At 46.6% G+C, this 12,142-nt stretch carries 11 protein-coding genes; 3 read left to right on the top strand and 8 right to left on the bottom strand.

What is annotated here, in order from left to right; all coding sequences use genetic code 11:
- Nucleotides 1-27 precede the first annotated feature (27 nt).
- Genes lptB through ICN36_RS00875 form a run of 5 tightly spaced genes read right to left on the bottom strand, consistent with a single transcriptional unit; the run spans nucleotide 28 to nucleotide 3,600 of the window.
- A complete protein-coding gene (gene lptB, locus ICN36_RS00895) occupies nucleotides 28-795 on the bottom strand; it encodes an LPS export ABC transporter ATP-binding protein (protein ID WP_216226591.1) in 768 nt (255 codons plus the stop codon).
- Complete coding sequence (lptA, locus tag ICN36_RS00890; protein WP_216226590.1) at nucleotides 792-1,355, bottom strand: lipopolysaccharide transport periplasmic protein LptA; 564 nt, start codon at nucleotides 1,353-1,355, stop codon at nucleotides 792-794. The genes lptB and lptA overlap by 4 nt, the downstream gene beginning before the upstream one ends.
- A 10-nt stretch (nucleotides 1,356-1,365) precedes the next feature.
- On the bottom strand, nucleotides 1,366-2,007 hold the full coding sequence (gene lptC, locus ICN36_RS00885) for an LPS export ABC transporter periplasmic protein LptC (RefSeq protein ID WP_216226589.1): 642 nt from the start codon (nucleotides 2,005-2,007) through the stop codon (nucleotides 1,366-1,368).
- A 3-nt stretch (nucleotides 2,008-2,010) separates the two neighbouring features.
- Nucleotides 2,011-2,583 carry an HAD family hydrolase gene (locus ICN36_RS00880; protein WP_216226588.1) on the bottom strand — a complete coding sequence of 191 codons (573 nt, stop codon included), beginning with the start codon at nucleotides 2,581-2,583 and terminating at the stop codon, nucleotides 2,011-2,013.
- A gap of 24 nt (nucleotides 2,584-2,607) precedes the next feature.
- Nucleotides 2,608-3,600: an SIS domain-containing protein gene (locus ICN36_RS00875; protein ID WP_216226587.1), complete on the bottom strand. Its 993-nt coding sequence runs from the start codon at nucleotides 3,598-3,600 to the stop codon at nucleotides 2,608-2,610.
- 11 nt (nucleotides 3,601-3,611) lie between these two features.
- On the opposite strand from ICN36_RS00875, the gene ICN36_RS00870 reads away from it, so the two are divergent.
- Entirely contained in the window at nucleotides 3,612-5,594 is a 1,983-nt protein-coding gene (locus tag ICN36_RS00870; protein ID WP_216226586.1) for a monovalent cation:proton antiporter family protein, read from the top strand.
- 32 nt (nucleotides 5,595-5,626) lie between these two features.
- Here the strand turns inward: ICN36_RS00870 and uvrA are convergent, their stop codons facing one another.
- Nucleotides 5,627-8,527 carry an excinuclease ABC subunit UvrA gene (gene uvrA, locus ICN36_RS00865; protein WP_216226585.1) on the bottom strand — a complete coding sequence of 967 codons (2,901 nt, stop codon included), beginning with the start codon at nucleotides 8,525-8,527 and terminating at the stop codon, nucleotides 5,627-5,629.
- Nucleotides 8,528-8,564: 37 nt separating this feature from the next.
- On the opposite strand from uvrA, the gene ICN36_RS00860 reads away from it, so the two are divergent.
- Together ICN36_RS00860 and ssb are read left to right on the top strand one after the other, a co-directional pair.
- Nucleotides 8,565-9,749 (top strand): MFS transporter, encoded by a 1,185-nt coding sequence (locus ICN36_RS00860; RefSeq protein WP_216226583.1) that lies wholly within the window; start codon nucleotides 8,565-8,567, stop codon nucleotides 9,747-9,749.
- Nucleotides 9,750-9,831: 82 nt separating this feature from the next.
- On the top strand, nucleotides 9,832-10,287 hold the full coding sequence (gene ssb, locus ICN36_RS00855; protein ID WP_216152474.1) for a single-stranded DNA-binding protein: 456 nt from the start codon (nucleotides 9,832-9,834) through the stop codon (nucleotides 10,285-10,287).
- Between the two features lie 76 nt (nucleotides 10,288-10,363).
- Here ssb and queF read toward each other — a convergent pair whose 3' ends face one another.
- Together queF and ICN36_RS00845 are read right to left on the bottom strand one after the other, a co-directional pair.
- Complete coding sequence (gene queF, locus ICN36_RS00850; protein WP_216226581.1) at nucleotides 10,364-11,191, bottom strand: NADPH-dependent 7-cyano-7-deazaguanine reductase QueF; 828 nt, start codon at nucleotides 11,189-11,191, stop codon at nucleotides 10,364-10,366.
- Nucleotides 11,192-11,230: 39 nt separating this feature from the next.
- Nucleotides 11,231-12,139, bottom strand: coding sequence for a 5'-nucleotidase (locus tag ICN36_RS00845; protein WP_216152472.1), 909 nt, complete (start codon nucleotides 12,137-12,139; stop codon nucleotides 11,231-11,233).
- Nucleotides 12,140-12,142: the final 3 nt, after the last annotated feature.

The raw sequence follows: 12,142 nt of genomic DNA, 5'->3' as shown, positions 1-12,142 counted from the left end.
CTTTAAAAGCAAAGAGCCTTATCTGGCTTACATCCGGAAGTTTTCGCCCAGATAGACTCTTCTAACGGCATCATTTTGAATAATCTGCTCAGGCTTGCCTTCGGCCAATACGCTGCCTTCACTAATGATGTAGGCGTGATCACAGATGCCTAGAGTTTCACGAACATTATGGTCGGTAATGAGCACCCCAATTTGGCGATCTCGTAGGAAGCGCACAATTCTTTGAATTTCCCCAACGGCAATAGGGTCAACACCAGCAAATGGTTCATCTAACAAGATAAATTTTGGCTGAGAAGCGAGAGCTCTAGCAATCTCCACGCGCCTACGTTCACCACCCGAAAGCGATAGGGCTGGGTTATTACGAAGATGGCTGATTTGGAGTTCACCTAAGAGCTCATCCAGGCGGTTGGCAATTTCAGCCTTACTAAGGGGTTTACCGCCTTGAACCTGGAGCTCTAGTACAGCTTGAATATTTTCCGCTACGTTCAACTTTCTGAACACGGAGGCTTCTTGCGGCAAATAGGAGAGACCCATGCGAGCACGTTGATGAATAGGTAAATGTGTAATATCTGCGCCGTCTAAAACGATGTTACCCCCATCGAGTGGGACAAGGCCAACAATCATATAGAAGGAAGTTGTTTTGCCAGCTCCATTTGGCCCCAGTAATCCAACGACTTCACCGCACCGCACTTGGACTGATACGTCCCGAACTACGGTTCTTGAGCCATAACGCTTTTGTAGATTATGGGCGCTTAGTGTTGGCGCGTCATTGATTTGGGCTAAATCCGCTGTCATTTCTCTAGGGTTGCTTTTCGTCTTGGTGAAAGGATGGCTCTTGCTGTAGGCAGGTCATCCGGCTTTGCATCTTTGGGAGGTACAACTCGATAGTACTGCTTTACATCATCGTACTCAATTTTCGAGCCTTTGAGCTGATCAAGCATTTGCATATTAAGTAAGCGCTTGAGGCTAGCATCGCCGGTAAGCGTCAGGAATTCAGTCTTTGCGTCATATGTCACTTGGGCGCCGCGGCCTTGCATGAATTCATCCGCAAGCCCTTCACGACGTTGTCTAAAGCTTGCTACTGCATCGGGCGTGCCAATAACATCGACAAATTCATAACCTTGAGGATCTACTGCAATATGTCCATCTTCGCCGGTAACAACGATGCTGCCCTTAATCAGTAAGACTTGACCATTAAGGTCATAAACTTGTTTGACATCGTCTACGGAAACTTTTTCTGCCTCGAGGATGACGGGTTTATCTTGATCTGCTTTTTCAGCCCGCGCTGAAAAAGGAGCAGTCAACGCAAGCGCGAGACAGCTGAGTAACGCTAAACGTGTGAGCAAGTATTTCATCGGAACCATTTTATGGTTTGTCCCTCGGCGCGCGTTCAATGCGCCCTTTGACTTGACCGGTGAGAACCATGCTTTGCTCAACGTTATTAAAAATACCACCGTCGGTAGAGTTCATGATCGACATCCCTTGCTCAAGGGTAATCGGCCGATCCGTTTCGATAATGTCATCGTTGATAAGTACTTTGAAATAGCTTGAGCTAGCCAACATTCTTAAAGTAGCTGGCTGTGATGCTGTCGCCTCTTGAGCGGGACGAAAGATGCTGGCGTTATCGTGCAAATCCAAAATAGTGAGGTCACCATCAACATGTCCTGTATCTGACTTTACCGTTACAGGCGCTTTCTCTGCCTGAAACAAACGCATGCGAGGTGTGAGGATATCGATTGAGGCATCGTCATCGTAGTGGGTAACTTTGACTCCCAAAATTCGATATTTGGTATTGCCTAATTCATTTAAGGCAGACAGTGCACCATCTTTAATGGTGTAGTCAGGCTCGTGGAGTCGCACACGTTCTAAAGGAGATTTTTGTGGCGGGGTATTTTTTTGCACAAGCCAAAAGGTTACTAGTGTTAGTGCACCCATCAAAATCAAGGGCATCAGGCGCAAAAGGATGCGACCAATGCCGACTTTAATTTGTTGAGGCTTCAACTGCATTGCTTAGCTACGGGCCTTATTTAGCAATTCTTCATAACGATTCTGTGCTTTCAGAATCAGATCGCATACTTCGCGAACGGCACTGTTACCGCCGCTACGAGTCGTCACTAGGTGAGCAAATTCTTTAACAGCCTCATGACCTTGCGCCGGACAAATCCGTAGGCCTGCATTTTTCATCATTGGTAGATCTGGCCAATCATCACCCATAACAGCACAATCAGCTGTAGTCAGCCCAAGAGATTTAACGACTTCTCCCAATGCGATAGCTTTATTTTCAACACCCATGTGCACATGTTTAATTCCAAGCTCTTCACAGCGCGCTAAAACCATTTTGGAATTTCTACCAGTAATGATGGCGGTAGCAATGCCGCATTGCTCTAATAATTTGATACCTAATCCATCTTGAATATCAAAAGCTTTCGCAGATTCTTTGCCATCTGCGCCAATCCAAACCTGTCCATTAGTCAGAACACCATCAACATCCAAAACAAGGAGTTTTACTTGGCTAGCGCGCTCCCAAGCTTGCGGGTATTGTGTTAAAGGATTGGTATTGTGGGGAGTAAAGGCACTAGGCATAAAAAAGTTCGATTACTAATTAAATTAAATGACTTTGGCAGCAAATAAATCATGCAGATTTAATGCGCCCATTAAATGGCCTTTGTCGTCAGTAACCACCAGATGATTGATGCGATGTTTTTCCATCATCTCAATTGCTTCTTCGGCAAGTAGCTCCGCAGTGATGGTGCGCGGGCCCGGAGTGGTTGCGCTCTCTAGTTTGATGCCACCAAGGTTAGTGGTTTTTTCCAGGAGGCGACGTAAGTCCCCATCGGTCAATATGCCAAATACTTTTTGGTTGGCATCTAGTATTACCACCATACCCATACGCTTTGATGTCATCTCAAGCAAGGCATCTTGCAGTGAGGCGTCGATAGATATCTTTGGGGTATCTGCAAGACTACGCATCACTTCACTGACATGCATCAATTGCTTGCGACCTAGTCTGCCGCCAGGATGCGAACGAATAAAGTCCTCAGCCTCAAAACCTCGAGCATCTAATAAGGCAACCGCTAGCGCATCACCCATTGCTAGCGCTGCAGTAGTACTAGTAGTGGGCGCGAGATTTAAAGGGCAAGCTTCTTTTTCAACACTAGTATCTAAGTGTGCGTCTGCTAATTTTGCAAGAGAAGAATTTGGAGCACCAGTAAGGGCAATGAGTTTTGCGCCGGTGCGTTTTACGATTGGAACGATGGTGAGAAGTTCATCGGTCTCACCAGAATTAGAAAGGGCGACGAAAACATCATCTCTGGTCACCATACCTAGATCACCGTGGCTGGCTTCTGCAGGATGAACAAAAAATGCTGGGGATCCGGTGGAGGCAAAGGTGGCAGCAATTTTTCGGGCAATATGCCCCGATTTGCCGATTCCGGACACCACGATTCTGCCTTTGCAGCCATGTAAAAGCTCAACTGCCAGCACAAGGGCGTCAGCGTTAGCGCCTTCAAGGCGATCACGCATGGTTTGCAGTGCAGCAGCCTCAATAGTGAGGGTGTCGCGCGCAAGCTTTAGGGTACGTTCACGAGTCTTAGCTATCATCGAGTAAGTATATGCCGTCAGTCCTTCAATTAACCCTCATTCTCCTGGCCTCGGGTGTGGCCGGAGTGGTTATTTTCCGCTATTTTGGCTTGCCGCCTATTTTGGGCTATTTGGCCATTGGCGTGCTGATTGGTCCCCATGCCCTTGGTCTGGCAAATGATACGGCTACGGTGAAGTATTTGGCTGAATTTGGCGTGGTTTTCCTGATGTTCTCAATCGGCCTGGAATTTAATCTTCACAAGCTAAGAGCCATGCGGTCTATCGTATTTGGACTGGGGGGCAGTCAGGTCATCTTGACTATGTTGCTGGCGGTCCCGGCGAGTCTTTTGATCAATTGGATTTATCCGATTTCATGGCATGCTGCGATCGCCTTAGGCGGCGCTTTAGCAATGTCATCTACTGCCATTGTGACCAAACTGATCTCTGACCGTGCTGAGTTGGAGACGGAGCATGGCCGTAATGTCGTAGGCATTTTGTTATTCCAGGATTTAGCCGTGGTCTTCCTGCTGATCTTGTTGCCATCACTTGGAAAAAATCCATCGGATTTATTTGTTGCGCTTACTGCAGCCTCAATCAAAATCACAATTGCCTTGGTATTGATTTTCTTCATCGGCCAAAGTTTGATGAGCCATTGGTTTAAATTAGTTGCTAAGCTGCGCTCACAAGAATTGTTCATGCTTAACCTCTTGTTGATTGTTTTGGGCATGGCAGGATTAACCGAACACTTTGGCTTATCACTAGCGCTTGGTGCGTTCTTGGCAGGCATGTTGATTTCCGAAACCCCTTACCGTCACCAGGTCGAAGAGGATGTCAAACCGTTCCGCGATGTCTTGCTCGGGCTCTTCTTTATTACGATTGGCATGCTGCTCGATTTCAATGTCATACGTGAGCAGTGGTTACTGGTTTTGGTGCTCTTGGTTGGCCCCCTGATCTTTAAGTTTGGTCTTATCGCCTTGTTATCACGCGGGTTTGGGTCAAGTCCTGGTATCTCGATTAGAACGGGCTTGTGCCTAGCTCAGGCGGGCGAATTCGGCTTTGTGTTGCTCAATCAAATTGATGGATTAGATTTGATTGACCCTACTTTAAGTCAAGCAGTATTGGCAGCCATGTTGATCTCGATGTTCTGCGCACCATTTCTGATTGAGTACAGTGATCGCATAGCAATGCGTTTCTCTAGCAATGAATGGTTGCTGCAATCACTTGCGCTCACTCGGGTTGCTTCTAAAAGTGTGCGCAATGAAAACCATGTAGTTATTTGTGGTTTTGGTCGTTCTGGCCAAAGTTTAGCGCGTATGCTCGATCAAGAAAAAATTCCTTACATTGCTTTGGATTTAGATCCTGATCGCGTTAAAGAGGCTGCTGCTGCTGGGGATAATGTAGTTTATGGAGATGCGAGTCGTGAAAATTATTTAGTCGCTGCAGGCCTCTCAAGAGCAAAAGCAGTTGTCATTACCTATGCTGATACTGCAGCAAGCATGCGAGTTCTGCGTCAAGTTGAGCATTTGCGTCCAGGTATGACCGTATTGGTGCGCACTAGAGATGATGCAGATATTGCTAAGCTTCAGGCGGCCGGCGCAACCGAAGTTGTACCAGAGCTCATTGAAGGCAGTTTGATGATCGCTTCCCATGTTCTGCTGATCATGGGTGTGCCAATGCGTAAGGTAGTGCGACGCATAACTACAGCAAGAGAAGAGCGGTACAGCTTGCTCAGGGGCTATTTCCGAGGATCTGCAGACGATGACTTTGGTTCGAATGAATCTTGGCGCTTACACGCAATTACCTTGCTAACCCATTCACAAGCAATTGGCAAAACGCTCGGCGAACTTCATCTGGAGACAGAGGGTGTCAATGTTCAGACAGTGCGCCGCAAGCGTCGAAACGCAGATTACGTGAAGTTAGACCCCGTTCCAGAACTTATGCTTGAGGCTAATGATATTTTGGTGATCTCAGGCAATTCAGAGGCGACTGATTTAGCTGAAGCTAAATTACTCTGAGATCAATCCAGGCACTGCAAGCTTTTGTTGCTTTACTTCGCTTTCTTTTTGCTTGCTACAGGAGTGGGTGTTTTACGAGTCAGCAGTGGTGCTAGGTAGTGGCCTGTAAAACTTAATTCATTTTTAGCCACATCTTCAGGTGTGCCGGTAGCAATGATCTGTCCACCGCCAGCGCCACCCTTAGGCCCTAAGTCAATAATCCAATCAGCCGTCTTAATCACATCTAAGTTGTGCTCAATGATGACAATCGTATTGCCTTGCTTCTTGAGTGTTTGAATCACTGTTAATAGCAATTGGATATCGTGGAAATGCAAACCAGTAGTTGGTTCATCGAGAATATATAAGGTTCTACCGGTATCACGCTTAGAGAGCTCAAGAGAAAGTTTCACGCGTTGCGCTTCACCGCCGGATAGGGTGGTGGCGCTTTGCCCGAGCTTCACATAGCCAAGACCTACATCTAGCAATGTTTTGAGTTTGCGCTTAACAACTGGAACGGCTTCAAAGAATTCATGGGCTTGTTCGATTGTCATCGATAGCACTTCATGAATATTCTTGCCCTTGTAGCGAATATCTAAGGTCTCGCGGTTGTAGCGCTTACCGTGACATACATCGCACGGAACATACACGTCTGGCAAGAAGTGCATTTCTACTTTGAGTACGCCATCACCTTCACAGGAGTCGCAGCGACCACCCTTAACGTTGAAAGAGAAGCGACCAGCTTCATAGCCACGCTCGCGTGATGCGGGTACGCCAGCGAAGAGTTCTCTAATCGGAGTAAATAAGCCGGTATAAGTGGCTGGGTTAGAGCGCGGTGTCCTACCAATCGGGGATTGGTCAACACTAATGACTTTATCGAAATGCTCTAGACCCTTGATTGCATCATGTGCTGCAGGCTCTGCATTTGAGCCGTACAGATGCTGAGCGACCGCATGATGCAAGGTGTCATTAATTAAGGTGGATTTACCCGAACCGGATACACCCGTAACGCAGGTTAATAATCCAACGGGAATTTTGGCGTGAACCGATTGCAAGTTATTGCCACGTGCGCCAATGATTTCTAAAAAACGATCATTTACAGGAATACGATTTTCTGGAACCGCAATGGCTTCTCTGCCAGCAAGATAAGCGCCCGTTAAAGAATTTGGGTTTGCTTCTACTTCTGCCGGTGTACCTTGAGCAACTACTTCGCCGCCATGAACCCCGGCACCAGGACCAATATCAATCACCCAGTCAGAGGCGCGAATCATGTCTTCATCATGCTCAACGACTAAAACGCTATTGCCCAAATCACGCAGGTGCTTGAGGGTGCCGATCAAGCGATCGTTATCGCGCTGATGCAGACCAATTGACGGTTCATCCAATACATACATCACACCCGTTAAACCTGAGCCAATCTGGCTAGCCAAGCGAATGCGTTGAGCTTCACCACCAGAAAGGGTGTCAGCACTACGCTCGAGAGAAAGGTAATCTAGGCCTACGTCATTTAAGAAGCGCAGACGTGCCCCAATCTCTTTGACAATCTTGTCAGCGATTTCTCGTTTAGCACCTTTGAGCTCAAGCGTTTCGAAATATTCTTTGGCTTCTTTCAGTGGTAAGGCGCTGATCTCATAAATTGCGCGAGATTGTTTCTTTTCGCCTACTTTGACGAAGCGCGCTTCTTTACGTAAACGGCTGCCATTACATTCTGGGCAGGTTTGGACATTTTGATAGCGTGAGAGTTCTTCACGAACTGTCATGGAGTCAGTTTCGCGATAGCGTCTTTCAAAGTTGGCAACAATACCCTCAAAGGCATGTTCACGAATACTGTTTTTGCCACGCTCATTAATGTATTCAAAAGGAATAGTCACATCACCAGAGCCTAATAAAACCAGATCTTGTTGCTTCTTGTTCAGAGTCTCAAATGGTTTCTCCACATCAAATCCGCCATGTTTGGCAAGGGTCTGAAGGAGCTTGAAGTAGAACTGATTGCGACGATCCCAGCCTTTAATGGCGCCAGAAGCGAGTGATAAGTCAGGGTGCGCAACGATGCGCTTAGGATCAAAGAAGGACTGGTGACCTAAGCCATCACAAGATGGGCAGGCGCCCATTGGGTTATTAAAAGAGAAGAGGCGAGGCTCTAATTCTTGTAATGAGTATGAGCAAACTGGGCAAGCAAACTTGCTAGAGAAGATCATCTCTTTACCAGTATCCATATCCACAATCATGGCTTTACCATCGGCTAAACGTAAGGCCGTCTCAAAAGACTCCGCCAAACGTTGCTGAATATCAGGACGCACTTTGATGCGATCCACTACCACTTCAATAGAGTGCTTGTCGTTCTTCTTGAGTGTTGGTAGTTGATCAACTTCAAAAATTTCTGCTTTAGCAACGTTAGCCGTACCTCCACCAGAGCGTACGCGAAATCGCACAAACCCTTGTGCCTGCAGGTCTTGGAAGAGATCGACAAACTCACCTTTGCGCTCACTCACAACAGGCGCCAGAATCATTAACTTTGTATCTTCAGGCATCGACAACACGGTATCGACCATTTGGGAAACACTTTGCGCTTCCAATGGAAGATCATGATCTGGGCAATGGGGTGTGCCTGCTCGTGCAAATAACAAGCGCAAATAATCGTGAATTTCAGTAACAGTACCTACGGTTGATCGCGGGTTATGACTCGTTGCTTTCTGCTCAATCGAAATTGCTGGTGAAAGGCCCTCAATCGTGTCGACATCTGGCTTTTCCATGAGCTGCAAAAACTGACGGGCATAAGCTGAGAGAGATTCAACATAGCGACGTTGACCTTCCGCATACAGGGTGTCAAACGCCAGCGAGCTTTTGCCTGAGCCTGATAAGCCAGTAAGGACAACAAGTTTCTCTCTAGGGATGTCTAGATTGATGTTTTTGAGGTTGTGGGTGCGGGCACCGCGGATCTTGATTTCGTTATTCATGATTATTTAGCGTAACTTGTTAATATAGCTCTTTCCCATGAATTCTTCTGAACTTCGCTCCACTCTGGCCTTAGCAGGCATATTTGGCCTCCGTATGCTGGGCCTTTTCTTGCTATTGCCCATCTTTAGCATTCATGCGCGTGGCTTACCAGGTGGTGAGCATGCCCTCTGGGTAGGCTTGACCCTCGGGATCTTCAATATTGTGCAGGCCTGCTTTTATATCCCTTTAGGTCGCCTTTCAGACCGAATTGGCCGTAAACCGATTGTTTTGTGGGGTTTATCCCTTTTTGTAGCTGGCGCCTTAATTTGCGCAGCCAAAGATGATTTGCTCTGGATTGCTATTGGCCGCGGAATTATGGGTGCCGGGGCTGTCTCAGCAGCTATTTCTGCCTGGGTAGCGGATTTGACTCGTGAGCAGGTTCGCACTCGAGCTATGGCATTAGTCGGTGGCAGTATTGCCCTCTCATTTGCCTTGTCCTTGGTCATTGCTGCTCCAATTTATCGTGCGATTAGTCTGAGTGGAATTTTTATTGTTCTGGCAGTGTTGGGCGCGATTGCGATGTTTGTTACTTATTATGTTTTACCAACGAGCAAACCAGAGGCAAAAGTTCAGCAAGCTTCATTGAAAGAAGTTTTCTTTAGACCAGATTTGATGCGCTTAAATCTCGGTGTGTTTGTGTTGCATGCAACTCAAGTAGCTATGTTCTTGGTGGTCCCACGTTTACTCGTGCAAGCTGGTTTGCCGCTCTCATCACATTGGGAAATTTATCTTCCTGTAGTGCTTCTGTCATTTGTCTTCATGGCACCTGCAATTATTTATGGTGAAAAGAAACAACAGTTAAGAACGATTCTATTAGTTGCGATTGTTTTATTGCTAGTTGCAGAATTGATCTTTACGCAAGCGAATTCAGTGATGATGATTGCCGCTGCATTACTGGTTTATTTTGTAGGATTTAACCTCCTAGAAGCATTACAGCCCTCTTTAGTATCTCGTTTTGCAAAAGAATCTAAGGGCACCGCATTAGGCGTTTACAACACTACACAATCGATTGGCCTGTTCTCAGGGGCCGTTATTGGTGGCTATTTAATGGATAGCCATGGCGATTTGTCGGTCTTTGCGATGGGTGTAGTGCTCTTGGTTTGCTGGCTTATAATTGCTTGGTCGATGGGTGAAATGCCAACGAGAGCAACAGAATCAAAGGATGTAAGCACAACGACATAACCGCAGCTTCATAGATTAAATTAAAGCAAGCAGTTTATTTTTTAGCAGTAATAACAGTAGTATTTTTTCTTCGGGAGACAACATGGCTTCGGTAAATAAGGTCATCATCGTAGGTAACGTAGGACGTGATCCAGAGACGCGTTACATGCCAAGCGGCGACGCAGTTACAAATATTTCAGTAGCAACATCTGATCGCTACAAAGACAAACAAACCAACGAAATGAAAGAAACCACAGAATGGCACCGTGTTGCATTCTTTGGCAAGCTTGCAGAAATCGCTGGTCAGTACCTCAAAAAAGGTTCACAGGTTTACGTTGAAGGTCGTTTGCGCACACGCAAATGGACTGACGCAAGTGGCCAAGAAAAGTATTCCACAGAGATCGTTGCAGAAACTATGCAAATGCTTGGTGGCAAGCCAGTAGGCGGAAGTGGTGATGGTGGCGAGAGCTATAGCCGCTCAAAGCCGGCTGAGCATTCTGCTCCAGCAGCCTCTAATGCCGCATCACTCGGTGCAATGGATGACGATATTCCGTTTTAAAGTAATTACCGCAATAGCAAAAACCCCTTCTAGGATTTCCTACAAGGGGTTTTTATTTACCTACTTATTTACTGCCCTACTGGCGTGCATGACGAATGTTATCTGGCCAAAGTGAATTGTGATCGGTGCGGAATGGATTAATGTCTAGCCCACCGCGCCTTGTGTAGCGAGCATACACAGACAGCTTTTCTGGTTTGCACTGACGCTTGATATCGGTAAAGATAGTTTCAACGCAGTGCTCATGAAACTCACCTAATTGCCTAAAGCCAATCAGGTAACGTAATAAACCTTCTTCAAGGATTGGTCTACCTTGGTAACGAATTTGTACGCTAGCCCAATCAGGTTGACCGGTAACCGGACAATTGGATTTGAGCAGATGGGAGACTAAGCATTGCTCAATCGGCCCAAAGGATTCATTCACACCCAGCAGGCTTGGGTCTGCTGGCAAATTTGGATCCACTTCAATATCGAGGCGATCCATCAAGATGCCACCCATCTCCTGCATGCCTTTTTTGGAAACTGCTTCAGTGGGGTTGATGCGAGTGGTGATTTTGCTGCCAGCAACTGCAGATAGGTCCGTAATAAGCCGCTCTTTCACTTCATTCTCATCTTCAAAGCGTGCGCTATTAAGGCTGTTGAGATAGAGCTTGAATGACTTGGATTCAATCATGTTGGTTGAGTCTGCGGGAATCTGAAACTCAGCCAATGCAATTTGGGGCTTGCCTTTTTGATTAAGCCAGCTCAGTTCAAAGGCGTTCCAAATATCCACACCTACAAACGGTAAAGCTTGACCCTCTTTAAGTCCCAGCTTTTTTCTATTTTCAGTTCTTGGGATAGGAAACAACAAACTTGGATCATATTGATCTGGGTATTGTGTTGATTGTCCGAGTGAAATTGTTGCCATGAATTGCTTTTTTTCTTTTTGTTTTGAGTCGATATGTTTTTAGTTTTTTGGCTTATTCGATACGCCTGATACAACATGGCCGGTTGGGGCTACAGAAGCCGCTGATTGGCAATGGCCTGTTTGATCGTCAAAGAAAAAGTCAGGTTCGAATTCTCGCAAGAACTCGCTCTTTGAGAGACCACCTAGGAACATCGCTTCATCCACATCAATGCCCCATGCCATCAATGTTCGTATAGCGCGTTCGTGTGCTGGGGCAGAGCGTGCTGTTACTAGTGCAGTGCGAATGCGCATCCCATTTTCACTAGTGGAGCGTTGCAGTCTATGAAGCGCTTCCAATAGTGGTTTGAATGGTCCAGGAGGCAATGGAATATCAACCTTCTTGCTCTCGTGATCAACAAAGGCCTCCAACCCCTTTTTTTGAAACACTTGTTCAGCTTCATCAGAGAACAGTACTGCATCTCCGTCAAATGCGATACGAATTTCATTAGGATGAGATTCGGCAGTTTTACTGGACTCTGGATATACACGCGCTGCAGGAAAGCCTGCATCAATCGTCGCTCTCACATCGTCCTCATTGGCAGACAGAAAGAGGTTGGCATGTAGGGAACGCAGGTAGTGATACGGAGGCCTACCTCTTGTAAATACGCCACGTTCTAAATGCAAGCCATGATGTTCTGCTGAGCGGAACACCCGCAGGCCGCTGACGGGGTCATTGCGAGAGAGAATCACCACTTCAACCCGCTGTTCACCCTCATCATTAAAGGCGAGGAGTTTCTTCACTAGTGGGAAAGCTACACCCTTTTGAGCAGCCTCACTCAGGCGCTCGAGCTGCAACTTCATATAAGCACTGTCATCGGTCGATTCGAAGATGCGATTTTCTTCTTCGAAATCAAACAGGGCGCGCGAAGAGATCGCGACGACGAGTTTTCCGGTGAGTGTGTATGACATATT

This window comes from Polynucleobacter sp. UK-Gri1-W3, from assembly GCF_018881595.1.
In the GTDB taxonomy this organism is placed as follows: Bacteria; Pseudomonadota; Gammaproteobacteria; order Burkholderiales; family Burkholderiaceae; genus Polynucleobacter.
This window is presented reverse-complemented; position numbering and strand designations above follow the sequence as displayed.